21 protein-coding genes and 1 tRNA gene are annotated in these 22,708 nt (G+C 69.2%); 10 read left to right on the plus strand and 12 right to left on the minus strand.

Going from position 1 to position 22,708, the window contains the following annotated elements; genetic code table 11:
• Positions 1–123: 123 nt before the first annotated feature.
• The 5 genes from DEJ31_RS06900 to DEJ31_RS06920 form a co-directional block, all read right to left on the minus strand.
• The gene (locus DEJ31_RS06900) at positions 124–1,818 is read right to left on the minus strand and encodes a cell wall metabolism sensor histidine kinase WalK (protein ID WP_258366200.1); all 1,695 of its coding nucleotides are present in this window, start codon (positions 1,816–1,818) and stop codon (positions 124–126) included.
• Positions 1,819–1,895: 77 nt separating this feature from the next.
• Positions 1,896–2,591 carry a response regulator transcription factor gene (locus DEJ31_RS06905; protein WP_110905105.1) on the minus strand — a complete coding sequence of 232 codons (696 nt, stop codon included), beginning with the start codon at positions 2,589–2,591 and terminating at the stop codon, positions 1,896–1,898.
• Between the two features lie 65 nt (positions 2,592–2,656).
• Positions 2,657–4,354, minus strand: coding sequence for a DNA repair helicase XPB (locus DEJ31_RS06910; RefSeq protein WP_110905104.1), 1,698 nt, complete (start codon positions 4,352–4,354; stop codon positions 2,657–2,659).
• Positions 4,355–4,412: 58 nt separating this feature from the next.
• Positions 4,413–6,188 (minus strand): helicase-associated domain-containing protein, encoded by a 1,776-nt coding sequence (locus tag DEJ31_RS06915; protein ID WP_111045108.1) that lies wholly within the window; start codon positions 6,186–6,188, stop codon positions 4,413–4,415.
• A gap of 28 nt (positions 6,189–6,216) precedes the next feature.
• The gene (locus DEJ31_RS06920) at positions 6,217–6,519 is read right to left on the minus strand and encodes a multidrug ABC transporter ATPase (protein WP_111121503.1); all 303 of its coding nucleotides are present in this window, start codon (positions 6,517–6,519) and stop codon (positions 6,217–6,219) included.
• Between the two features lie 53 nt (positions 6,520–6,572).
• Here DEJ31_RS06920 and DEJ31_RS06925 point away from each other — a divergent pair, with 53 nt between their 5' ends.
• Both DEJ31_RS06925 and DEJ31_RS06930 read left to right on the plus strand, forming a co-directional pair.
• Complete coding sequence (locus DEJ31_RS06925; protein ID WP_110905101.1) at positions 6,573–6,950, plus strand: cold-shock protein; 378 nt, start codon at positions 6,573–6,575, stop codon at positions 6,948–6,950.
• A 2-nt stretch (positions 6,951–6,952) separates the two neighbouring features.
• The gene (locus tag DEJ31_RS06930; protein ID WP_111121504.1) at positions 6,953–7,537 is read left to right on the plus strand and encodes a DUF3027 domain-containing protein; all 585 of its coding nucleotides are present in this window, start codon (positions 6,953–6,955) and stop codon (positions 7,535–7,537) included.
• Positions 7,538–7,627: 90 nt separating this feature from the next.
• On the opposite strand, the gene serC is transcribed toward DEJ31_RS06930, so the two are convergent.
• On the minus strand, positions 7,628–8,746 hold the full coding sequence (serC, locus tag DEJ31_RS06935; RefSeq protein ID WP_111121505.1) for a phosphoserine transaminase: 1,119 nt from the start codon (positions 8,744–8,746) through the stop codon (positions 7,628–7,630).
• Positions 8,747–8,942: 196 nt separating this feature from the next.
• Between serC and DEJ31_RS06940 the strand changes: the two genes are divergently transcribed.
• The 4 genes from DEJ31_RS06940 (at position 8,943) to DEJ31_RS06955 (ending at position 13,102) form a co-directional block, all read left to right on the plus strand.
• Positions 8,943–9,638, plus strand: coding sequence for a metal-dependent transcriptional regulator (locus DEJ31_RS06940; RefSeq protein WP_110905098.1), 696 nt, complete (start codon positions 8,943–8,945; stop codon positions 9,636–9,638).
• A 328-nt stretch (positions 9,639–9,966) separates the two neighbouring features.
• Positions 9,967–10,974, plus strand: a complete 1,008-nt coding sequence (locus tag DEJ31_RS17715) for a C40 family peptidase (protein ID WP_111121506.1) — start codon at positions 9,967–9,969, stop codon at positions 10,972–10,974.
• Between the two features lie 422 nt (positions 10,975–11,396).
• Positions 11,397–11,891 carry an HNH endonuclease gene (locus tag DEJ31_RS06950; protein ID WP_110905096.1) on the plus strand — a complete coding sequence of 165 codons (495 nt, stop codon included), beginning with the start codon at positions 11,397–11,399 and terminating at the stop codon, positions 11,889–11,891.
• A gap of 95 nt (positions 11,892–11,986) precedes the next feature.
• The gene (locus DEJ31_RS06955; protein WP_111121507.1) at positions 11,987–13,102 is read left to right on the plus strand and encodes an epoxide hydrolase family protein; all 1,116 of its coding nucleotides are present in this window, start codon (positions 11,987–11,989) and stop codon (positions 13,100–13,102) included.
• Positions 13,103–13,199: 97 nt separating this feature from the next.
• On the opposite strand, the gene DEJ31_RS06960 is transcribed toward DEJ31_RS06955, so the two are convergent.
• Positions 13,200–14,918: an HAD family acid phosphatase gene (locus DEJ31_RS06960; protein WP_111121508.1), complete on the minus strand. Its 1,719-nt coding sequence runs from the start codon at positions 14,916–14,918 to the stop codon at positions 13,200–13,202.
• 138 nt (positions 14,919–15,056) lie between these two features.
• Here DEJ31_RS06960 and DEJ31_RS06965 point away from each other — a divergent pair.
• From DEJ31_RS06965 to DEJ31_RS06975, 3 genes are all read left to right on the plus strand, one after another.
• Positions 15,057–15,131 (plus strand) — tRNA-Arg (locus DEJ31_RS06965).
• Between the two features lie 532 nt (positions 15,132–15,663).
• Positions 15,664–16,491, plus strand: coding sequence for an SDR family NAD(P)-dependent oxidoreductase (locus tag DEJ31_RS06970; protein WP_258366203.1), 828 nt, complete (start codon positions 15,664–15,666; stop codon positions 16,489–16,491).
• Between the two features lie 56 nt (positions 16,492–16,547).
• Positions 16,548–17,126: a TetR/AcrR family transcriptional regulator gene (locus tag DEJ31_RS06975; protein WP_110905092.1), complete on the plus strand. Its 579-nt coding sequence runs from the start codon at positions 16,548–16,550 to the stop codon at positions 17,124–17,126.
• A 686-nt stretch (positions 17,127–17,812) separates the two neighbouring features.
• Here DEJ31_RS06975 and DEJ31_RS06980 read toward each other — a convergent pair.
• The 4 genes from DEJ31_RS06980 to DEJ31_RS06995 form a co-directional block, all read right to left on the minus strand.
• A complete protein-coding gene (locus DEJ31_RS06980; RefSeq protein WP_111121510.1) occupies positions 17,813–18,181 on the minus strand; it encodes a DoxX family protein in 369 nt (122 codons plus the stop codon).
• Between the two features lie 84 nt (positions 18,182–18,265).
• Positions 18,266–19,198, minus strand: a complete 933-nt coding sequence (locus DEJ31_RS06985; protein WP_110905090.1) for an NAD(P)-dependent alcohol dehydrogenase — start codon at positions 19,196–19,198, stop codon at positions 18,266–18,268.
• A complete protein-coding gene (locus DEJ31_RS06990) occupies positions 19,195–19,608 on the minus strand; it encodes a DUF6640 family protein (RefSeq protein ID WP_111121511.1) in 414 nt (137 codons plus the stop codon). The genes DEJ31_RS06985 and DEJ31_RS06990 overlap by 4 nt, the downstream gene beginning before the upstream one ends.
• Complete coding sequence (locus DEJ31_RS06995) at positions 19,608–20,018, minus strand: nuclear transport factor 2 family protein (protein ID WP_111045117.1); 411 nt, start codon at positions 20,016–20,018, stop codon at positions 19,608–19,610. Before DEJ31_RS06995 ends, DEJ31_RS06990 begins: the two co-directional genes overlap by 1 nt.
• 85 nt (positions 20,019–20,103) lie before the next feature.
• On the opposite strand from DEJ31_RS06995, the gene DEJ31_RS07000 reads away from it, so the two are divergent.
• Positions 20,104–20,733 (plus strand): TetR/AcrR family transcriptional regulator, encoded by a 630-nt coding sequence (locus DEJ31_RS07000; protein ID WP_111045118.1) that lies wholly within the window; start codon positions 20,104–20,106, stop codon positions 20,731–20,733.
• 861 nt (positions 20,734–21,594) lie between these two features.
• Here the strand turns inward: DEJ31_RS07000 and DEJ31_RS07005 are convergent.
• Positions 21,595–22,674, minus strand: coding sequence for a GTP-binding protein (locus tag DEJ31_RS07005; RefSeq protein ID WP_181433468.1), 1,080 nt, complete (start codon positions 22,672–22,674; stop codon positions 21,595–21,597).
• Positions 22,675–22,708: the final 34 nt, after the last annotated feature.

Below are 22,708 nucleotides of genomic sequence, written 5' to 3' on the forward strand. Positions count from 1 at the left end.
CAGCCGCGCTCCCCGCGAGGTCGCTCGACATGCCGTCAGGCCGACGTCGGGGTCGCACGAAGTGCTGCCCGGGACGGGGTCGGGCAGCACTTCGTGCGACCTCGGGCCGCGCGCCGTCTCAGGTCAGGAAAGCGTGGCGGCGGAAGCGCCCTCGCGTGGCAGCAGCGGGAGCCACACGCGGAAGGTGGCGCCGCCGCCCGGAGTGTCGAACACCTCGACGGACCCGTGGTGCGCGTGCACGATGCCCGACACGATCGCGAGCCCGAGGCCCGATCCGCCGGTGTCCCGTGCGCGGCTGGTGTCGGCTCGCCAGAAGCGCTGGAAGATCTTCTCGCGCAGCTGCGGGGGGATGCCCTCGCCGTGGTCGATCACGTCGATGTGCGCCATCTCGCGCTCGTCGTCCACGCCGATGCCGATCTCGATCGGGTCATCGTGCTCGGTGAACCGCATGGCGTTGCCCATCAGGTTCGTCACGATCTGCCGGACCTTGTTCTCCTCCGCCAGGACGATCGGCGGCCGCTTGGGGAGCACGATCGTCGGCAGGGGCGTCGTCTCGTCGGTCGGGTTCTTCGTGTCGAGGCTCATCGCCCTGGTGCGACGAGCGCGGAGACGCGCGATCGTCTGCCGCGAGAACGCGATCGGCCCGGTGGTGTTGAGCGACGGGGACGCGGGGGCGGCCGGGCTGCCGGAACCGTCGGCCGCGGCGCCGAAGGAACTCATCGGCCGCACGGCCTGCGGCACGTTCTCCCCGGTCAGGGCGTCCTCGACCAGGACCTGGATCTCGCGGTCCGGGTTCGACGCCATCGTGTCGAGCGCGGAGTCGCGGGCGATGGTGACGAGGTCGACCGGTCCGAGTTCGAGCGGCTTCGACTCGTCGATGCGGGCCAGCTGCAGCAGGTCCTGCACCAGGAGGCCCATGCGCTTGGCCTCTTTCTCGATGCGGTCCATCGCCTGCGCGACGTCCTCTTCCTTGCGCAGCGCACCCATGCGGTAGAGCTCGGCGTACCCGCGGAGGGACACCAGCGGCGTCCGGAGCTCGTGGGAGGCGTCGCCGACGAACCGGCGCATCTGGTCGATCGTGCGCTCACGGTCCTCGAACGCGTCGTCGATCCGCTCGAGCATCGCGTTGAGGGACCGGTTGAGTCGGCCGACCTCGGTGTTCGGGGTGTCTGCGTCGAGGCGCTGGTTGAAGTCGCCGGCTGCGAAGCGAGCCGCGGTGTCCTCGACGTTGCGCAGCGGGTCGAAGGTAGCGGTGACGAGGAGGCGTGTGAGCATCGCCCCGAGCAGGATCACCGAGATGCCGAACAGCAGGAAGATGACCGTGAACTGCGCGATGGTCTGGTCGGTGCCGGCGCTGGAGACCGCGACGAGGACGTAGCCGGTCTCGGTCGCTCCGGTGGAGAGGTTCTGCAGGTTCGCGGGGATGACCTGGGCACGCCACTCGTGGTTGTGCTGCTTGTCGTAGAGGCTGAAGGGGGCCGCCGTGGAGGCCGCCGACGAGAAGCGGACGTGTGAGACGTCCGGCTGCGACGGCGACTGCGTGTCGCAGATCTGTTCGCCGCCGCCGTCGTACGCGGCGACGTAAGAGCTCTTCTCGAGGACCATCGACAGCTTGCAGTACTGCTCACCGTCGCTGACGTTCTGACCTTCGAGCTGCGAGCTGGTGGTCGTCACCTGGGTGTCGAGTTGCCGCATCAGGTACGTGCTCAGCACCGTCATCGTGCCGAGCCCGGCGACGAGCAGGCCGAGCGCGACCAGGAGGACGGTGATCCCGGTGATCTTGGTGCGGAGGGAGATCGCGTCCCACCAGTGAGTCATTCGCGCGTGCATGCTTCCCCAACACTAAGCGGCGGCCGCCGGGGAGAACCCGACGACCGCCGACAGTCAGCTGTGACTCAGGAGGCCTTGGACGCCTTGAGCATGTAGCCGAAGCCACGCTTGGTCTGGATGATCGGCTCGGCCGAGTACTGGTCGAGCTTCCGACGGAGGTAGGAGATGTAGGACTCCACGATGCCGGCGTCGCCGTTGAAGTCGTACTCCCACACGTGGTCGAGGATCTGCGCCTTCGACAGCACGCGGTTTGGGTTCAGCATGAGGTAGCGCAACAGCTTGAACTCGGTGGGGGAGAGTTCGATCTGCGCCTCGCCGATGGTGACCTCGTGCGTGTCCTGGTCCATCGTGAGCTCGCCGGCGCGGATGATCGCGTCTTCCTCGTCGTTCATCGTGCGACGCAGGATCGCCTTGATGCGGGCGACGATCTCGTCGAGGGAGAACGGCTTCGTCACGTAATCGTCGCCGCCGACCGTGAGGCCGGTGATCTTGTCCTCGGTGTCGTCCTTCGCGGTGAGGAAGAGGATCGGCGAGGTGTAGCCCGAGGAACGGAGGCGCTTGGTCACGCCGAAGCCGTTCATGTCGGGGAGCATGACGTCGAGGATGATGAGGTCCGGCTCCTCTTCGAGCACGGCGGAGATCGCCTGTGCCCCGTTCCCGACCGCCCGCACCGCGAAACCGGCGAAGCGAAGCGAGGTCGTGAGGAGATCGCGGATGTTCGGCTCGTCGTCGACGATGAGGATCTTGGGTCCGTCGGTCATGTGACCATCATCTGGCTGTTCCCTGGCCGATTCCTGGGAGCCGTTCGTGTGTCGGCTAGGCGTCGTCAGGCGACGGGTGCCGCCACCTGGTCGGCGTCGAGGATCGTGTACGAGTACCCCTGCTCGGCGAGGAACCGCTGTCGGTTCTGCGCGAAGTCCTGGTCCACCGTGTCGCGGGTGACGAGCGTGTAGAACGACGCCGGGACGCCGTCCTTGTTCGGCCGGAGCAGTCGCCCGAGTCGCTGGGCCTCTTCCTGGCGGGACCCGAACGAGCCCGACACCTGGATCGCCACCGTCGCGTCGGGCAGGTCGACCGAGAAGTTCGCGACCTTCGAGACGACGAGCACGTCGATGCTGCCTTCGCGGAACGCCTGGTAGAGCCGTTCACGCTCGTCGACCGGCGTCGCGCCGGTGATCTCGGCAGCGTCGAGCGACGCCGCGAGCTCATCGAGCTGGTCGATGTACTGCCCGATCACCAGGATCTGCTCACCGCGGTGCTTCTCGATGAGGTCGCGGACGACGGGGGTCTTCGCCGGCGAGGTGGCCGCCAGCCGGTACCGCTCGTCATCGCTCGATGCCGCGTACTCCAGACGGTCCTCGTGCGACAGGTCGATCCGGACCTCGTAGCACTCCGCGGGGGAGATGTAGCCCTGCGCCTCGATCTCCTTCCACGGAGCGTCGTAGCGCTTCGGCCCGATCAGCGAGAACACGTCGCCTTCGCGCCCGTCCTCGCGTACGAGCGTCGCCGTCAGTCCGAGACGACGTCGGGCCTGGAGGTCCGCGGTCAGCTTGAAGACCGGCGCGGGCAGCAGGTGGACCTCGTCGTAGACCACGAGCCCCCAGTCGAGCGCATCGAGGAGCGAGAGGTGGGTGTAGACGCCCTTCCGGCGGGCCGTGAGGATCTGGTAGGTCGCGATCGTGACGGGCCGGATCTCCTTGACGCTGCCGGAGTACTCGCCGATCTCGTCCTCGGTGAGGGTCGTGCGGCGGAGGAGCTCGGTCCGCCACTGCCGTGCCGACACGGTGTTCGTGACGAGGATGAGCGTGGTCGCCTTGACGGTCGCCATCGCCCCGGCGCCGACGAGCGTCTTGCCGGCGCCACAGGGCAGCACGACGACGCCGGAGCCCTGCTGGAAGAAGCTGTCCACCGCTTCGTGCTGGTACGGCCGGAGGTCCCACTCGGTGGTGTCGAGGTCGATCTGGTGCGGCTGCCCGGGCGTGTACCCGGCGAGGTCCTCGGCCGGCCACCCGATCTTCACGAGCTCCTGCTTCACCTGGCCGCGGGCCCACGCCTGCAACTCGACGGCGTTCTCGGAGCGTCGTTCGCCGAGGAGGGGCTGGATCCGCTTGGACCGCACGACCTCGGCGAGGACCGCCGGGTCGGATGCGGTGAGCACGAGCGCAGGCTGCTGCTCGAGTTCCTCGGTCGGGGAGTTCGCGATCACGGGAGCGTCTTCGCGCTCTTCCCGCCGGATGACGAGCCGCCCGTAGCGCGAGACGGTGTCCTCGATGTCGACCGTCACGCTCTGCGGCACCGGGAACTTCGCGAACCGTTCGAGCGTGTCGATCATCGACGCCGCGTCGTGCCCGGCAGCGCGCGCGTTCCACAACCCGAGCCGCGTGATGCGGTAGGTGTGCACGTGTTCCGGCGCCCGTTCGAGCTCGGCGAACACCGCCAGCGCGTGTCGGGCGTCCTCTGCCTGAGGGTGCGCGACCTCGAGCAGCACGGTGCGGTCACTCTGCACGATCAGCGGTCCGTTCATGACGGATCAGCCTAGGCGGCGCAGCTGGTGCGTGACCCGGTTGTCCACAGCACGACCGTCAGGCGTCGCTCTCGATGCTGACGACGAGCGACAGCGGCAGGGTCCGTTCGACATCGACCGCGGTGTCCTTCCCGCGGACCCGACCGGCCGCGACCGAGGTCGGCACGATCGAGAACGGCCGCTCCGATCCGTCCGGCATCCGCACGGTGATGCGGATCGGCGTCCGACCACGCACCGCCATGTCGATCTGCCGAGCCATCCACTCCTGCTCCGGCTCCGCGTCGCCGCGTTCCGTCGTCAGTCGCAGGCGCTCCACGAGCGCACGTGCCGCCTGCTCCGGAGACCGGCTCGGTGCGCGTCGCCGGACGGGAGGCGCGGATCGCGTCTCCGGGCGCGCCCCCGCTGCGAGCACGGCCGGGTACCGCTGGTCCTCGAGCGCGCTGGCCACGACGTGCGGCGGGTACTTCGTGACGAGGGTGGTCAGGTCGGGCCGCTCCCACGCCAGCTGGCGGAGCTCGGCGTCGACCCCGATGAGGTCGAGCTGCTCCGGTGTGCCGTGCAGCACGGACCCGAGGTCGCCTTCGCCGCGGTCCACCACGACGCTGCCGTCACGGGTCGCCACCTGGTCGATCAGGTAGGTGAGGGGCTGGGGGACCTCGGTCGCACCGATGCGGGTGAACAGCGCCACCACGTCGTCGCGGGTGCGTCCGTCGCGGAGTGCCCGGCGGATCGAGTCCTCGGAGACGCGGTACCGCGCCGCCAGGCCCGGGGCCTCGAGATCGGCGACGGCCCGGAGGTCGTCGTCGTCGGCCGGTGTGAGGGGCCCCGGTGCGATGACCGTGAGGTCCGGCTGCAGGTACACCCCGTCGACGGTGCCGGGCAGGTCGGCCGCGGCGGCGGTGCGTGCTGCCTCCGGGTCGTCCCCGAGCAGTACCCGGCCGGTGGAGGTCAGGCGACCGTCGACCGCGAGCCCGAGGATCCGTGCCGTGCCGGCCGCGTCGAGCAGTGCGGCGTCGAGCCAGCGTGAACCGGCTGGGTAGGCCCACCGCCCGAGCGACACCAGGTCACCGAGGTCGTCGTCGGCGAGGTCCAGGACCTCGGCGACGGCGGGGTCGAGCGCAGCATGCCAGTCGTGCACGACCGTCGCCCAGCGGTCCGGCCACGAGGACCGGAGCCAGGCGTGTCCGGCGTCCGAGACCTTCCACGACCCGTCCTCGGGATGCGCGGCTCCGACACGGTCGAGCAGTGCGAGTCGGTCCGACACCACCGCGGCGTCCGCCCCGGTCCGCTCACCGAGCTGTCGGGCGAGGGGGGCACCGATGCCGCCCTTCGCGAGTTCCCGCACGGACCCGGCATCGGCGGCGCGGAGGAGCTCGGCCAGCACCGTGAGGGTCTCGAAGGCGTGCTCGGCACCGGCAGCGCGGGACCGGTCGTCGTCGGCGACCGACTGGCGGTCCGAGGTGTCGGGGCGGGCGGGGGTCGGGCCTCCCGGAGCGTCCGTGACGAGTTCCGGGCGCGCGGCGAGTCGTGCGGCGACCGCATCGTCGACCGCGCCCGTTCCGTCGGCCAGGCCGAGTGCGACCGCCGGTGCGAGGTCGTCCGGCGAGCCGCCGTCGCGGAGGGCGACGAGGGCCCGGCGAGGGAGCCGCTCGATCGCGGCGTCCACCGCGTCGTCGGTCCGGAGTGCTTCGGCCAGGTCGAAGAAGTCCGCGATGTGCTGCGGACCGGACTCGCCGAGTGCGGCGGTCGGGAGGGCGCGTGCCAGAACGAGTCGTTCGAGCGCGTCGTCCGGGAGCTCGCGCAGTCGTGCGGCGAGGTCCGTCGTGGTCGTCATCGTCCTTCGCCGGCGTCCGGGGCGGACGTCAGCGCGCCTCTGCGCGGTGCTGCCGGGCCTTGCGCGCCCAGGTGATGACCAGGAGCGTGAGCATGAGCACGAACGCGATCGGCGGACCGAAGTAGACGACCCCGAGCGCGACCGGCCAGATGCCGTTGCCGGGGATCTGCTGCATCGTCAACCACCCGATGATCATGACGATGAAGCACGCCAGGATGAGGCAGACGATCCCACCGACCATGAACGCGAGCGTGCGTTCGGTACGATTGAACGTCGCCGGGGGTTCCGCAGCAGTGCGGGGGTCCCCGGTGGATCGGGTCGGCTTGGCCATCGGCCCAGGATATCCGACGCACCGCGGCCGTCCATGTAACGAGGAGTCCCAGCATGCCCACCGGCAAGGTCAAGTTCTACGACGACCAGAAGGGCTTCGGCTTCATCTCCGGAGACGACGGCGACCAGGTCTTCCTGCACGCCTCCTCCCTGCCCGACGGTGTGACCACGGTGAAGGCCGGCACCAAGCTCGAGTACGGGGTCGTGCAGGGCAAGAAGGGGACCCAGGCGCTGACCGTCCGGATCCTCGAAGCCCCGCAGTCCCTCGCCAAGATGACCCGGCGATCCGCGGACGACATGGCCGTGATCGTCGAGGACCTCGTGAAGGAACTCGACCGGATCAGCGGCGACCTGAAGCGCGGCCGCTACCCGAAGAACGGTGAGCGCATCGCCACCATCCTGCGACACGTCGCCGACCAGTTGGACGCGTGAACATGACCACCGACCTCACCGAGCTCGCCCGCGGCGCACTGCTCGAGATCACCCCCGAAGCGACCGTCGGCAGCGCCGTCGGCACCGTGGACGAGGGGGACGGCGTCGTCTCCGTCCTCTTCGCGAACCGCATGCCCGGCTACCCGGGGTGGCGCTGGACGGTCAGCATCGCCCAGGTCGACGGTGACGAGCCCACCGTCCTCGAGGTCGAGCTGATGCCCGGCGACGGATCGCTCCTCGCGCCGGAGTGGGTGCCGTGGTCCGAGCGGCTGGCGGACTACCGCGCGGCGCAGGACGACGAGGAGTCGGACGAGGACGAGGACGAAGACGAGTCGGACGAGGACGACGACTTCGACGACGAGTCGGACGAGGACGAGTCCGACGACGACGAGGACAATGACGACGAGGACGAGGACGAGGACGAGGACGAGGACGAGGACGAGGACGACGACGAAGACGACGTCCCGCCGCCGCCCGCTCGTGGCCGCCGTCGGACCCGACGCGTCCGCCCGGTCGACCCCGACGACGACCTGGACCTCGAGCAGCTCGACGTCGGCGAGGTCGACCCCGGCTTCCACCGGTCCTGACCCCTCCGCACAACGCAACGTGGGCGGCATCGCGCAACGGAGTACCGCTGCGAGATGCCGCCCACGTTGCGTGTTGCGGGAGGGCGTGGACTAGGCCGCCAGGGCCGCCACCACGTGGTCGATCGCCCGCGTCAGCTGCCGCACGTCGTCCGGGTCGATCGCGGTGAAGGTCGCGACGCGGAGCTGGTTGCGGCCGAGCTTCCGGTACGGCTCGGTGTCGACGATGCCGTTCTGGCGGAGCGTCGCGGCCACGGCCTTGGCGTCGATCGAGTCGTCGAGGTCGATCGTCACGACGACCTGCGACCGGTGCGCCGGGTCGGAGACGAACGGCGTCGCGTACTCCGACGCCTCGGCCCAGTCGTAGAGCGTCGCGGACGAGGTCTTCGTGCGCTGGTCGGCCCACGCGAGACCGCCGGACTGGTTCATCCACCGCACCTGGTCGTCGAGGAGCAGCAGGGTGGTGATCGCCGGGGTGTTCAGCGTCTGGTCCAACCGGCTGTTGTCCACGGCGTTCTGGAGGGACAGGAACTCCGGGATGTACCGGCCCGAGGCGGCGATCCGCTCGACCCGCTCGATCGCTGCGGGGGAGAACAGCGCGAGCCAGAGTCCGCCGTCCGAGGCGAAGTTCTTCTGTGGGGCGAAGTAGTAGACGTCGGTCTGGTCCACGTCGAACGCGGCGCCACCGGCAGCGCTCGTGGCGTCGACGACGGTCAGTGCGCCCGGGTCCCCGGCGGCGCGGACGACCGGGGCCATGACGCCCGTCGAGGTCTCGTTGTGCGGGTAGGCGTAGACGTCCACGCCCTCGACGATCTCGAGCTCGGCGCGGGAGCCGCCCGGCGCCTCGACGACGTGCGGGGCCTCGAGCCAGGGGGCGGCAGCGGCCTTGGCGAACTTCGACCCGAACTCGCCGAAGGACAGGTTCTCGGCCCGGCGCTCGATGAGGCCGAACGCGGCGGCGTCCCAGAACGCGGTCGAACCGCCGTTGCCGAGGACGACCTCGTAGCCGTCCGGCACCTGGAACAGGTCGGCGAGACCCTGTCGGACGGATCCGACCAGGTCCTTGACGGGCTTCTGGCGGTGCGAGGTCCCGAGGACCGTGGCGCCGCGGGTGACGAGGGTCTCGAGCTGTGCTCCGCGGATCTTCGACGGACCACATCCGAAGCGGCCGTCGGTGGGGAGGAGGTCGGCTGGGATGACGATGTCTGCCATGGACCGATCCTAGCGACGGCGGGGGTGCCGCCTGGAGTGGACCGACCGGACGGGACGGCGCCAGCGGCGGCTGCGTGTCGGGGTCGGGGCGGGCCTGGCGTCCGGCGTCCGCGCACAGCGCACGGTGTCGGTGCCGTCTGGCCGGTCCCAGCAAGTAGGGTTGGTCGGGCTGGGCCAGGACCATGAGAGGCGGACCGTGACCGATCTCGTCGACACCACGGAGATGTACCTCCGCACCATCCTCGACCTCGAAGAAGAGGGGATCGTGCCGCTGCGTGCCCGGATCTCGGAGCGCCTCGGCCACTCCGGTCCGACGGTGTCGCAGACGATCGCCCGGATGGAGCGCGACGGTCTCGTCGTCGTCTCGGGGGACCGGCACCTCGAACTCACCGACACCGGTCGTTCCCGTGCCACCCACGTGATGCGCAAGCACCGGCTCGCCGAGCGTCTGCTGGCCGACGTCATCGGGCTCGACTGGGCGTTCGTCCACGACGAGGCCTGCCGTTGGGAGCACGTGATGAGCGAGCAGGTGGAAGTGCGCCTGCTGGAGATGCTCGGCAACCCGACGGAGTCGCCCTACGGCAACCCGATCCCGGGCCTCGCCGAGATCGGCGGTCCGACCGCTGCCGGGTTCCTCGACGGCGTGCGCAACATCGTCGCCGCGACCGACGACACCGACGCCGTGGCGACCGGGGTCATCCGTCGCCTGGGTGAGCCGGTGCAGTTCGAGCCGGAGCTGCTGCACCAGCTGCGGTCGGCCGGTGTGATGCCGGGGCGGACGGCGAGTGTGCAGCGTGCCGGGGCGTACGTGTCGGTCCGCGTCGAGGGCGAGGACTCGGGCATCGAGTTGCCGACCGAGGTCGCGCAGCACGTCTACATCAGCGTCGACTGATCGGGCAGGGCGAACCATAAGGGGTACGTGCCGGGGGTACAAGACCCTTTGCGGACCCACAGGCTCGCCGGCGAACACGGCAGGGCGGGACGGTCGGCTCTGATCAGGGGTTCTTCACCGGATCGTTACCGGATCACGGTTTCATCTCGACATGGTGACGACGCACCCGTACACTCGACGAGTCCCCGGGAGCAGCGATCACGGGGGCCCGTGGCAGGACGTCTCGAAACCCGTCTCCTGCCTGAGTCGGAAACGATGACGAACGGATGGGGTTGCACACGCCGGGCTCGCGCCTGGCGGGTGATGACGAGGCGCCGGAGACTCCCCCTTGACCCACACCGGAACCGCCGCGGACGACTCGACGACCGCGAACCCGACGAACACCGGTGACGCCACCCCGGCTCCCCTGACCCGCAGGGCAGCACGCGAAGCAGCGGAGCGCGCGACCCGCCGCCCCCTCACCCGCACGGCGTCCACCCCGGCCCGCACGCAGGCCACCCCCGTCCGTGCCGGCAGCGCCCTCGGCGTCGCCCGCACCGCCACGACGACGGCTCCGAAGCCGACCGCCGCCTCGCGCAAGCGCCGGTTCATGGCCCCCGTGGTCCTGGCCGTCGCCGCCGGCATGTTCGGCACAATGGCCGTCCCCGCCGCGTTCGCGAGCACACAGCCGAGCACGACCGCCGAGACCGCTCGGCAGTCGCTCGTCGCCGCCCAGTCGCAGGAGTTCGACGTGTCGGCAGCCGCCGGCGCGGCCGACACCTCGCGCGACGGTTTCGGTGCCACCTCGACCGCGACGCTCACCGCAGAGAAGGCCGCCGAGCACGCGAAGGAGGTCGAGGCCGCTCGCGCCGCGGCCGCCGCCCAGTACGCCTACGACGGCAAGACCGCGGAGGACTACCTCGCCACCGCGAAGACCGGCACCGCGAACGCCGCACCCACGGCGACCTCGGCTGCGGCGACGGCTGCCACCCCGGTCGCCGCCGGTACCCCGTTCTCGCTGCCGGCGGTCGTCGCCACGGCCAAGCAGTACATCGGTACGCCCTACGTCTTCGGCGGTGCCACCCCGGCCGGCTTCGACTGCTCCGGGTACGTCATGTACGTGTACGCCCAGTACGGCATCAACCTGGCGCACTCGGTCCCGCTGCAGGACCAGGCCGGCACGACGATCCCCGAGTCGGAGGCACAGCCCGGTGACGTCGTCATCTTCAACAACGAAGCGCACGACGGTTTCTACATGGGCAACGGCATGATCATGGACGCCCCCAAGCCCGGTGGAGCCGTCTCGATCCGCCCGATCTGGACGAGCGACTACCACATCGTCCGCTTCGGCATCTGACGATCCGACACCGCTCCGGTGCCCCGGCCTGACGCTCCGGCGTCGACCGTGTGAACACCATCAGAACCGGCCCCGCACCTCTCGTGCGGGGCCGGTTTCTGGGTTAGCCTGCACGCATCGGTTCGACTCGACCCGAACGGGAGACCACATGTCGACGTCACGCACGACCCGCACCATGGGTCGGCGCGCGCATGTCGACATACGGACGACCACAGCCTGCATGCCCCGGCACGCGCGCGACTGACCAGAGCACTGCCCTGACGGGTGGTGCTCTTCGTGTTTGCGGACCTCACCGCCTCCGGGCGGAGCGGTCCGGCCGACGCCCAACCACGGGGGTCGGCGGCTGTGATCACCTGTTCGACGCCGCGTGTGCCGGTACCCGTACCGCCTGGAAGCCGTCCAGGCACGTCGGAAGGGAACCCATGCGCACTCTCGTCCTCAACGCCGGTTACGAGCCCCTCGCGGTGATCTCGTTCCGTCGAGCCCTGGTCCTCGTCATGAACCAGAAGGCCTCCGTCGTGGCCGCCGACACCCTGCACCCCGTCACGGGCTCAGCCGTCAGCTTCGACCGTCCGTCCGTGATCATCCTCACCCGGTACGTGCGGATCCCGCAGTCCCGGCTCATCCCGGTGTCCCGACGCGGGGTCCTCCGTCGCGACGCCAACCGGTGCGCCTACTGCGGCCGGAACGCCACCACGATCGACCACGTGCAGCCCAAGTCGCGCGGTGGCCGGGACTCGTGGGAGAACCTGGTCGCCTGCTGCCTGGCGTGCAACAACGTCAAGGGGGACCGCACCCCGCGGGAGATGGGGTGGACGCTGCGCTTCCCGCCGAAGGCGCCGCACGGGTCGGCGTGGGTGGTGCGCGGCATCGAGCGTCCGCAGCCGGACTGGGACGAGTACCTGGTGGCCGCGTAGGCGGCGGCGTCGCCGACCGTCGGACGGGAGGCCCGTGGTCACCGCACCACGGGCCTGCCGTCCGACGCGTCAGCCGTCGGCGGTAGCGTGCCGGCATGAGCGAGAGCGCGCGGTTCGACGACGCCACCATCGACGACCTCCGAGCCCGCCTCCGGGCGACCCGGTGGCCGGACGCGCCCGTCGGCACCGGCTGGTCCCTCGGCGTCGACGTCGACGAGCTGCGAGCCCTCGTCACCTCGTGGGCCGAGGACTTCGACTTCGCCGCGCACCGTGCGGCGATCGAGGCGCTGCCGAGCCGGCGGGCGACCGTCGGGGGCATCGACGTGCACCTGCTGCACCAGCGGGCGGACCGTGACGACGCCCTGCCGATCCTGCTGGCACACGGCTGGCCGGACTCCGGGTGGCGGTACCGGCGCGTGCTGACTGCCCTGGCCGACGCGGGGCTCCACGTCGTCGTGCCGGACATGCCCGGGTACGGGTTCTCGGCGATGCCCCCGCAGCCCCTGAGCTCGCGGGACGTCGCCGAGCTGTGGGCCGAGCTCATGACGCAGCTCGGGTACGACCGCTTCGCCGTCGCCGGCGGTGACATCGGCAGCGGTGTCGCTCGGTGGCTCGCGATCGACCACGCCGACCGTGTCATCGCGGTGCACCGGGTCGACGCCGGCATGCCGGTGTTCGCGGGCGACCCGGCGGAGCTCTCCGCCGCCGAGCGGACGTTCCTGAGCACTGCCGGCGAGTGGCGGGACGCCGAGGGCGCCTACGGGGCGATGCACCGGACGAAGCCGCAGACCGCCGCTGTGGGACTGACCGACTCGCCGGCCGGACTCGCCGCGTGGATCGTCGAGAAGCTGCGCTCGTGGAGCGACTGCGACGGCGACCTGTGGTCGGTGTACTCCCGTGACGACGTGCTCGGGCTCCTCACCGAGTACTGGGTCACCGGCACGATCGGGTCCTCGATGCGGATGTACCACGCGAACGCCGCGGTGCCGCCGAGCGAGCAGGCCCGGCGGGTGGAGGTGCCGTCGGGCTTCACACTGTTCCCGGTCGACCTGGTGCGACCCCCGCGGGAGTGGCTGGAGCGAACGACGAACCTCGTCTGGTACTCGGAAGCCCCACGCGGCGGGCACTTCGCCCCGGTCGAGCAGCCGGGTCTGTTCGTGTCGGAGCTGCTCCGGTTCCTCGAGGCCTTCCGGGGCGCCACCCCGGCCTGACCGGCAGGGTCGCGGCGCACGACGCCGGCCGAGACGGACGGGAGGCCCGTGGCGGGGTTGCCACGGGCCTCCCGTCCGTCAGGGGTGACGGTGTCGGTCAGGGCAGGTAGTACGTCGGGTTCGGCAGCTTCACGGACCGGTCGGCGGAGCCGCCGACGAGGTCGCTGTACTGGTCGCCGACGTTCGCGACGACATCGTAGCCGCCACCGCTCCGCGACTCGATGTGTGCGCGGGTCTGCGACTTGTACTCGATGGTCGTGCACTTGGCGGTCGCGCAGTGCACGTACGACGGCTGCTGGGACGTCCCGGTGCCGGTCCACTTCGTGTAGTAGGTGCGGTTGCCGTCCTGCTCGGCGGCGAACTGCGGGAAGCCGACCCGGTGCAGGTTGTCGATCGTGGCGGCCTGCTGCGCCTCGTTGCGGCCGGTGAGGCCGATGACGGTGCAACCGGAGTGCTCGGCGACGGACACCAGGTTCGTCATCGACGGCGTGGCCGGGAAGCGCTCGTCCTGCACCCAGACGTCCTGTTCGGTCGGGTCGAAGACGAAGTGCATGTCCGCGACCTCCATGTCGTACGTCCACAGGGTGGTGTCGTCGGCGTCGAGCACGATCGCGGGGTTGCGGTGCCGTCGGTCGGCGGCGGCGCACTGTGCCGCGATGACGGGGACCTGCCGAGCGACGAGCGCCCGCATCTCTCGGATGTACGGGCTGTCGGTCTTGTCCGCGACGCCGGTCCCGGGGTCGCCGTAGTACGTGGCGATGGTCGCCTTGACCGAGTCGATGTTCGGGATGCCCTCGCCGCCCTGCGTCAGGCCGGACGAACCGTCGGCCGCCATGCGGAAGCGCGTCTGGGGGGCGAGCTTCGGCTCACGGACGCCGGGGAGGTCCGCCGAGGGGAGGTAGTACGTCGGGTTCGGCAGCTTCAGGGTCTCGTCGGCGAAGCCACCCTGCAGGTCGGACCACTGGTCGCCGACGTTGAGGGTGATGTCGTAGCCGAGGTCCTGCTCGATGTGCTTGCGGGTGAGGGCCTTGTACTCGACCGTCGTGCACTTCGCCGTGGCGCAGGTGACGTAGCTCGGCTGCTGCGAGGCACCCTTGCCGGTCCACTTCGTGAAGAACCGGTCGTCGGTGAAGCCCGAGTACCCGACCTTCGCCAGGTTGGCGAGCGTCGCGGCCTTCTGGTCGTCGTTCCGACCGGTCAGTCCGAAGACGGTGAAGCCGACCTTCTGTGCGGCGGCCACGAAGCCCACCATCGACGGCGTCGCGGGGAAGCGCTGCCCCTGGACCCAGACGTCCTGCTCGGACGGGTCGAAGACGAAGTGCATGTCCGCGACCTCCATGTCGTAGGTCTCGAGCGTGGTGTCGTCGGCGTCGAAGACGATCGCCGGCTTCTCGCCGTGCCGGACCGCCTTGTCGTAGGTGCGCTGCAGGCTCCGGGTCTGCTTCTCGATGATCGAGCGCATCTCGCGGATGTACGGGCTGTCGACCTTGTCGGCGATGCCGGTGCCCGGGTCGCCGTAGTACGTCGCGATCGTCTTCTTGACGGAGTCGATGTTCGGGATGCCCTCGCCGCCCTCGGTCTTCCCGGAGGAGCCGTCCGGCGCCATCGTGAAGTGCGTCCGGGGCGTGAGGTGACGGTCGGCGCGGCTGGTGGCGCTGCTGCTGGCCGCCGTGCTCGCCGTGCTCGAGGTGCCGGTCGTCGTCGGGGTGGTCGTGGTGGCGTTCGCCGCCGTGCCGCTGAGCAGTGCGCCGGCGAGTGCGGCCGCGGTGACGGCGGCGACCGCGGCGGAACGGCGCGCGGTGGAGGGGAGGGTCATGCTGGTCCTTCGGTCCGGGACTGCCCCCGACCGGGGGCCACGGCTGACGCTAGCTGGGAGCGTGTCGTGCGTCCAGGGTCTGTTGCAGACGGCACCACGGAGGAGCGTTCTGCGGCTCCCGCTAGAGTGGTGGGGCCGGCCTCTGTAGCTCAATGGAAGAGCAGTTCCGTCCTAAGGAAAGGGTTGGGGGTTCGAGTCCCTCCAGGGGCACCACGGTGGTCCGCCCGGTTCTGTCGAGCCGCAAGGCTTGTTGCCAGTGATCCACGCATCGTGTCAGTGGATCGAGAGCCGCTTGCACCCGGAACTTGCAGGGGCGCGATCGCTGGGATCTGCACGGACCGTCGCCTCTTGCTCGTTCAAGAAGCGTCCGACGTCGGCTCGTCGAGGCACGAGCGGGTGCCCCGCTGAGATTGACCGGCGCTGCGCTATGACGACTCTTGCGGATGAACACCATCGTGGTGGCGTTCCACGGGATGTCCTCGCGTTCGTCGATGCCAGCAGGGCAGCCCCTCTTGTCGCCGCGCACGCAACCTGTCTCCTCCGCGTTCTACTTGTCGCCGAACGGTTTGGGGGTAGGACGTCCGGTCCACGACGCGACGCGAGGGTCGGTCCGCTCCCGCAAGGCGTCCGCATGACGCGCCTTCACTGCGATGGGCGTACGATTTCTCGATGTCGAGACGTCTTGTCTCGACAAGCCAGGCGTCCGTCACCTAGCTCGCCCTCGTCACCGTCGACAGGAGACCCCATGTCCGATTCCACCGCCCCCGACACCCACACGAACGTGGTTCCGCAGTCCACGCAGGCTTCGACCTGGGATGAGCAGATCACCCCGGGTCGCTTCTCCGGTCAGACCGTCATCGTCACCGGAGCCGCATCCGGAATCGGACGCGCCACCGCGTCGCGCGTCGCACGAGAAGGCGGCCGGGTCGTGGCGGTCGACATCACTGTTGACCGTCTCTCCGGCCTGCTCGAGGAACTCCCAGAGGCCGACATCGTGCCGGTGGGTGGCGACATCACCTCGCAGGCTGACGTGGACGCGGTTGTCACAGCCGCCGGTGGGCGGATCGACGCTCTCGCCAACGTCGCCGGCATCGCCGACGACTTCTCCCCGCTCGATGAGACCAGCGACGCCGTGTGGGAGCGCGTGATGGGCGTGAACGTGAACGGCACCTTCAAGCTCACCCGTGCCGTGCTGCCGGTCATGCTCGAAGCCGGTCACGGTTCCGTCGTCAACGTCGTCAGCGGAGCGGCTCTCCTCGGCAGCGCGTCCGGTGCGGCGTACACCGCGTCCAAGCACGCCGTCCTCGGCCTGACCCGGTCCTCGGCGTTCATGTACGCGCAGCGTGGTCTGCGCGTCAACGCGGTTGCCCCGGGTGCGGTCGCGACGAACATCGGCTCGTCCTCGAAGCTCTCGGAGACGGGCCAGGCGCGGTTGGCACCGTTCTTCGCACTGCTGCCCAGCGTCGCCGCTCCCGCCGAACTTGCTGCGTCGATCACGTTCCTGCTCAGCGATGACGGCGTGAACATCAACGGCGCCGTGCTCTCCAGCGACGGCGGCGTTTCGGTTCAGTAGCGCCACGCTACGGCTGGCCGCATCGGTCAGTGTCGAAATACCACGAGGATGGCTGTATGGCCAAGAGCACAGGACGACTTCGCAATGAAGAGACGCGCCTTGCGATCCTCGATGCGACACGGTCCGAGCTGGCCAGCCGTGGATGGGACACGCTGTCCTTCGAGCGGATCGCCGCGGTAGCTGGTGTCGGCAAGCAGACCCTGTACCGATGGTGGCCAACGAAAGCGGCGCTGGTTTCGGAGATGGTCACCGCAGGTGGCATCCTCCCGGTCGGTCCCATCGCCGTCACCGACGACGTCCGTGCCGACGTCACCGACTGGATGCTGGCCGTCGGCGGTGTGCACGACGACCCCGACGCGGCCGCGGTACTCCAAGCCATCGTCGCAGCCGTCGCAGAAGATGCTGACCTCTCCGCGAACTACGACGACCGGATCACGACCGTCGCCCGCACGCGACTTGCGGAACGGCTGCAACAGGCCATCGAGGCTGGCGCGCTTCCTTCCGACCTCAAGGTCGACACGGTGACGCAGGTATTCCTCGCGATGGTCCTGTGGTGCCTCGTCACGCGTCGCCCGCTCGCTGAGAACTTGGTCGCGGATCTCGTCGAGACGGTACTGCCCGCACCGCCCCGCTGACCAGCTACTCGTCGCCCGGGGATACTCCGCCCGGGCAGCGCGAACGCTGCCGTCCCTCCCCATCGATCGGCTATCGAGACCGCCGTAGCGCCGTGAAACGGCGACAAGATGTTCGGTCAGATCCAGGGACACGTGGGCCGTCGCCGAGACTCGTGAGCGGAGTTGGCGACGAGTAGTGAGTCCGTCGACAGCGGAGTGTCGCCGCGCGAACAACTTGTCTCCTTCGCGCACAACTTGTCGCCGGAGCGGCGTTCCTCGGTGCTGCCTCAGTCAGCGAACGTCTCCCGGCGAGTCAGGAGCAGCGTGCCGTGCGCGCTTGCTTGTTGTCGGGGTGGAGACGGCGTTCGGCAGGGACGTGTTCGAGCGGGACGCGTGCAACGATCTGGACCCCGCGCTGGCGTCGCCCGACGGAAAGTGCCGCACCCTTGCTCGGGTACGTGGACGGTGTTGCGTTCAGCGCCCCCCCAGATTCACCGGGCCTTTTGGCGGGACAGTCATGCGGGAATCCCCAGGTCAAGCAGGATGCGGGCAAGTTGTCGTGGTTGTCGCCGCCGCCGTGTATCGGTGGACGACCGGCTGACGGGCGGCCGTACATGGCTACATGCGTACGATCTCCAGATCGTGGAGCTGCGCCGACGCGGCAGTGCTGTCTGTCTGCGACAGCCACTTTCACACCGGCTGCAGGCTCAGGAGAACACGAGAATGAAGCCGAGGATCGCGGCGGCGAGGGGCAGCGCGGTCAGGACGATTGCCGCAATGGGAGATTCCTTGCGGCGGACGTGAACGGCGATCGCTCCGGCCATGATCACGGTCAGGGCGACGCCGGCGACGGGGCTGAGGGCAGGGGCGATCCGGGTCGCGATGGGGAGGACGAGGCCGATTGCTCCGACGACTTCTGCGAGGGCGATGAGCTTGACGGTGGTGTTGGAGTAGTCCTCGATCCAGCCCATGCCGGCTTCCTTGAGGGCCTGTATGGGGCGGATCAGTTTCATCAGGCCTGCGCCGAAGAAGGCGACTGCGGCGAGACCGGCAACGATCCAAAAAGTGATGGCCATGCGTTGTAGCTCCAGGTGGGGTGATGGTGTCGAACGGGGTACTCGATCGAGGAGCGTCGACGCGGCGCGGGTGAACCCCGCAGGTCAGTCGGTGGTGATGACAAGTTTTCCGCCGCCGGAGGTGGGGGCGGTTTCCAGCTCCGCGAGGGCGGGGATGGCGTCGTCGAGGGCGACGGCACGAGCGATGCGGGTGACGATCTCGCCTCGTCCGGCGGCGTCGGCGACGCGCTGGAGGTCGTCGCTGTCGGGGCGGGCCATGAACGCCTTGAAGGGGCCGGGTAGGACGCTGCGGGCGAACTTCGATGCCGCGGGGACGATGTCGATGATGCATCCGTGGAGGGTGAGCATCTGGCGTGCGACGCCGTAGGGCAGGGTCCCTGCCGTGTCGAAGACCACGTCGAACCGGCCGGTGCGCGGAACAGGATCTGTGTCGAACGTGACGACGGGGTCGACGCCGAGGTGACGAGCTTCGGCTTCCGTTCCCGACCTGCAGCTACCGGCCACGGTCGCGCCTGCCGTGAGTGCGACCTGGACGGCGATTCGTCCGACTCCGCCGAGGCAGCCGTTGATGAAGATGCGCTGTCCAGGTCGGAGCTTGCCGGCCGCCGTGACCGCCTGGTAGGCGGTGAGGCCGGCCACCGGCAGGGTCGCGGCATGTTCGAAGGAGAGGTCGTCGGGCTTGGAAGCGACGGATCGTTCGTTGGCGATCACGAACTCCGCGAACGCTCCTGCATGCTGCAGGCGCGCCGCGCCGAGGACCGCGTCGCCTGCCCGAAAGCGGGTGACGCCCTCTCCGACATGTTCGACGACACCGGCGAAATCGTGGCCGACACCGCGTGGGAACCTCCTGCCGGTCATGACCCGCATCTCACCGTTGCGGATCTTCCAGTCCATGGCGTTCGCCGATGCTGCACGCACGCGAACAAGGATCTGGCGTCGACCTGGTTGCGGGATGGCCGCGTCTTCCAACACCAGGACGTCGGGACCGCCGTAGCGGTGGTACTGCAGGCGCCTCATCGCTGCCGGGTCCCAGCGAGCCCGCGGCGTGCGAGGAACCAGCCGACGCCGATCACGGTCAGCATGGGGATGGTGAACTTGAGCTGCGGCCAATCGTCCTCACCGGGCGGGTCCACGCTTGCCGTTCCCGGGTAGAAGAACGCCGAGAGCTGACTGAGCCAGTAGGTGCTTGCCGCGAACGCGGCAGCGTCCACGCCCACACGGCCGGAGCCCGGCCGCCACAAGTTCGCCAGGGTCGCTATCGACAACGCGACGCCGGAACTCATGGTCTGCGCGTTGTGGAACTTCGCGTGCGGAGGCCAGGAGTCGTTGTAGATGTGCGTCTCGTTGAAGTCGAACACGTACGGGCCGACCATCTGCGCCACCGCGGTCGCGGTGACCAGTGCCTTGCCCAGCGTCGCCATGCGCATCAGTGCTCGTCGCTGGATGTCGTACGGAGGGGCAGGATGACGCGGCTCGCTATCAGCCAGCGGCCTTCGTGCAGGACGACCGTGTCGTCGTAGACGACGCCGTGCACGCCGCCGTGCGCCATGATCATCAGTCCCTTGGACCGCACCGACGCCGTCGACTCCCCCGTCTCCGCGATGACGATGTTCGTCACGAAGTGCGACAGCGGTGCGTGCCCGGAGGCGAACAGCTGCCCCGCCGCGGTTCGCAGGGCCTCCAGACCCTCGAAAGCGCCCATCCCGGAACTGGTCATGTCGTACGTGGCGTCGGGGGTGAACACCTCACCGAGTTGATCCAGGGCGTTCTCGTCGACCACGAACGCCTGGCGCGAGAGAGTCTCGGAGATTTGGAAGCGATCGTGTGCAGAGAGCATTGCTCCTCCTTGGTTGGTACTCAGTACCGTAACACACCCCGTCCAAGTTGGGACCCGGTCCGGCACATGTTGGTACACTGAAGCCATGACCGAGCCAACCGCCGAAGCGGACACGACCCCGCTGACCCTGGTCGAACGGAAGCAGCGTGCCGCGCGGAGTCGGATCATCGACGCCGCAGATGAGTTGTTCGCCGAGCGAGGCTTCGACGCGGTCTCGGTCACGGACATCGCCGAACGGGCCGAGGTCGGCCGGACGACGTTCTTCCGACACTTCGGCGACAAGACGGAAGTCGTCTTCGCCAAAGAGCAGGCCATGTTCGACGCGATCACTACCGTTGCATCCGCTCTTTGGGACCCCGCGCCACCCGTGCAAACCCTCGGAGACGCCCTGAGCGCGCTCGAACCGCTTGTCCTCCAACTCTGCGCACAAGCGATCTCGGACCTTGCCACGTACCGGCGGCACACAATGCTTCTCGACGCGCACGAGGAGCTGCGGGCGCGCGAAGCGGTCAAGCACCAGTACATCGCGAACGAGTTCACGAAGGCGCTCATCATGCAGAACGCCCCCGTTGACGTTGCCACCATTGCAGGGCAACTCGCGGTCGCCTGCTACTACAGCGGTCGGATCCTGGCCAGCGACCCCGCCGACCTGGTGGAAGGGACCGCGGATGCCTTCCGGAAAACACTTGCGATGCAATCTGCAGCCTCGAACTAGTCGAGCTCGCGATCGTCTACTGGGCGATCCTCGTCTGGACGAGTAGGGAGAGGCCGAACACGAGCACTCCCAGGCCGAGCGGGGCAAGGACGACCAGGAACGGCGTCGTCGCTCCTTGAGCAGCGAGCATCATCGCGATTCAGAAGAACGCGATGATGCCTGTTCCCACGCTCACCGCCCCGAAAGCGATCGCTGCGCCCCATCGCGAAGCGTCCGAAGACAGCGGGACGACCAGCAGACTGCAGACAAGTGCTCCGACGATGCCTGGCACGATGCACGACCGGAAGGCAGCGTCCGCCGAAGCTCACTGATCTGGGCCTGCTCCCGTCCGATGCACGGGCACTGAGAGGGAGGATCCGTCCATGCCAGGCGGAGAGCGACCACCGAAGCTGGAGCAGGTTCGGTTGACTCCTGACGGGTAGGGGGCATTGGCTCCGCCTTTTCATGACGGGCAGTTCCATGACGGAATGCGATGGCCGTTCGGGTCTGCCCGCTGAGCTTCCCAGCGACATCAGCGGAACCTCGTCTGCTACTGCGCGGCGAGTTCTGGTGCCAGCGGGCCCATCTCTGGCGCGGCCGCGGTTCCCGACGATGGCCATGCCGAGGTGGAACGTGGGGCTGGCGACGGGAGCCGCCCCTCGCAGCGGTGTTCGACGCCACCCGCAACGAGCAATGCGACGGGCCCGACAGAGGACGGGGCTGCACGGCCCGTCAAGAACTGACAGTTGTGATTGCTCCTTCTTCCTCACCTGAACTGCTCGAGTCGGCCGATCAGCGCTGACAAGTTCGCTCAGAAGCTGACACGAAGGCTGACCGCTCGACCGGTTCCGTCATGTGCACGGATGAGTGCAGGTGCGGTCGTCAGTGGTCGTGGTGGAGTGGCCATGCCGGGAACGGGTCGCCGTACCGCCTCCAGATGGTCGGGCCGGCGAGGAGTTCGTCGTCCGTGAGCAGGCACGCGTGCAGGGCGGCGATGATCTCCTCGCGGTCGAGGTGCTCGCCGAAGAAGACCATCTCCTGGCCGACCGGCGCATCCGGATCCCAACTCCCGATGCCCGTGGGGTCGAGGGACACCGTGTCGCCGGCGCTGCGCCAGGAGCCGTGGTGGTCGGGGCGGGTGGCGAGCTGGACCAACCCGCGCGACCGTGCGATACGGCCGACCTGGCCAGGGACGAGTCGATGCCGCACCGCGTCGAACAGGCGGTCCGGGTGGAACGGTCGGGGGTCCCGGAACACGAGGACGTCGACCCCGTTCCAGGACGCTGCCGGGAGGGCGGGCTCGGCGAGGGCTCGGGTCCACCCCATCCGCCGCCCGATGCGGCGGGCGCAACCCCGGCCTCCAGGCCATCCTGTCGGCTGCCGCGCCGTCGCGACGGACGTGACCACTGCGGCGTCCGGGTTGAGACGCTGCACCAGGCCGACGGTGCTGCGGAGCTGCTCCGGGGACACGTCCGCTGCGTCGGCGAGCACGACGACCGTGGCGAACTCGAGCTGTGATGCCAGGGACTCGGCGGTGACGAAGTCGACGGCGGGGGCCGGCGCCGCCGACAGCAACCAGCGGTGGACGTCCCGGACCCGCGCAACGGTCACCAGATCGTGCAGTTCTGCCGGCGGGCCCTCGTTGCGTCGGCCCTCGAGTTCGGTCTCGAGCACGAAGCCCACTTCCATCACGTCCGCCTCCGCATCGAGCTCGATGACGGTTCGGCCGGTGGCGCCGGCATGAGCGGCTGCGAGCACACGCTCCGCGAGGACGAGGGCGAACTCCCCGCTGTCCTCGGTCTCGTCCGTGATGTCGCTGGTCGGAGCGTCCTCGGCCGGCACTCCCGCGATCATCCGGGAAACCTGGGACCGTGCAGCGGCGTCCGATCCGCTGACGAGGGCGACCCGGAGGGCCGGGGCTGGTGGGCGGGCGGTGTCTCGGGCTTCCGTGGAACGGTCCATGGCGACTACTCTAGTGAGAACCATTATCAAAAGG

The organism is Curtobacterium sp. MCPF17_031 (genome assembly GCF_003234035.1).
Lineage (GTDB): Bacteria > Actinomycetota > Actinomycetes > Actinomycetales > Microbacteriaceae > Curtobacterium.

What these genes read in the sequence shown, in the direction of transcription:
- DEJ31_RS06900 (WP_258366200.1), bottom strand. Translation starts at nt 1,818, where the DNA reads ATGACTCACTGGTGGGACGCGATCTCCCTCCGCACCAAGATCACCGGG.
- DEJ31_RS06905 (WP_110905105.1), bottom strand. Translation starts at nt 2,591, where the DNA reads ATGACCGACGGACCCAAGATCCTCATCGTCGACGACGAGCCGAACATC.
- DEJ31_RS06910 (WP_110905104.1), bottom strand. Translation starts at nt 4,354, where the DNA reads ATGAACGGACCGCTGATCGTGCAGAGTGACCGCACCGTGCTGCTCGAG.
- DEJ31_RS06915 (WP_111045108.1), bottom strand. Translation starts at nt 6,188, where the DNA reads ATGACGACCACGACGGACCTCGCCGCACGACTGCGCGAGCTCCCGGAC.
- DEJ31_RS06920 (WP_111121503.1), bottom strand. Translation starts at nt 6,519, where the DNA reads ATGGCCAAGCCGACCCGATCCACCGGGGACCCCCGCACTGCTGCGGAA.
- DEJ31_RS06925 (WP_110905101.1), top strand. Translation starts at nt 6,573, where the DNA reads ATGCCCACCGGCAAGGTCAAGTTCTACGACGACCAGAAGGGCTTCGGC.
- DEJ31_RS06930 (WP_111121504.1), top strand. Translation starts at nt 6,953, where the DNA reads ATGACCACCGACCTCACCGAGCTCGCCCGCGGCGCACTGCTCGAGATC.
- serC (WP_111121505.1), bottom strand. Translation starts at nt 8,746, where the DNA reads ATGGCAGACATCGTCATCCCAGCCGACCTCCTCCCCACCGACGGCCGC.
- DEJ31_RS06950 (WP_110905096.1), top strand. Translation starts at nt 11,397, where the DNA reads ATGCGCACTCTCGTCCTCAACGCCGGTTACGAGCCCCTCGCGGTGATC.
- DEJ31_RS06955 (WP_111121507.1), top strand. Translation starts at nt 11,987, where the DNA reads ATGAGCGAGAGCGCGCGGTTCGACGACGCCACCATCGACGACCTCCGA.
- DEJ31_RS06960 (WP_111121508.1), bottom strand. Translation starts at nt 14,918, where the DNA reads ATGACCCTCCCCTCCACCGCGCGCCGTTCCGCCGCGGTCGCCGCCGTC.
- DEJ31_RS06970 (WP_258366203.1), top strand. Translation starts at nt 15,664, where the DNA reads ATGTCCGATTCCACCGCCCCCGACACCCACACGAACGTGGTTCCGCAG.
- DEJ31_RS06975 (WP_110905092.1), top strand. Translation starts at nt 16,548, where the DNA reads ATGGCCAAGAGCACAGGACGACTTCGCAATGAAGAGACGCGCCTTGCG.
- DEJ31_RS06980 (WP_111121510.1), bottom strand. Translation starts at nt 18,181, where the DNA reads ATGGCCATCACTTTTTGGATCGTTGCCGGTCTCGCCGCAGTCGCCTTC.
- DEJ31_RS06985 (WP_110905090.1), bottom strand. Translation starts at nt 19,198, where the DNA reads ATGAGGCGCCTGCAGTACCACCGCTACGGCGGTCCCGACGTCCTGGTG.
- DEJ31_RS06990 (WP_111121511.1), bottom strand. Translation starts at nt 19,608, where the DNA reads ATGCGCATGGCGACGCTGGGCAAGGCACTGGTCACCGCGACCGCGGTG.
- DEJ31_RS06995 (WP_111045117.1), bottom strand. Translation starts at nt 20,018, where the DNA reads ATGCTCTCTGCACACGATCGCTTCCAAATCTCCGAGACTCTCTCGCGC.
- DEJ31_RS07000 (WP_111045118.1), top strand. Translation starts at nt 20,104, where the DNA reads ATGACCGAGCCAACCGCCGAAGCGGACACGACCCCGCTGACCCTGGTC.
- DEJ31_RS07005 (WP_181433468.1), bottom strand. Translation starts at nt 22,674, where the DNA reads ATGGACCGTTCCACGGAAGCCCGAGACACCGCCCGCCCACCAGCCCCG.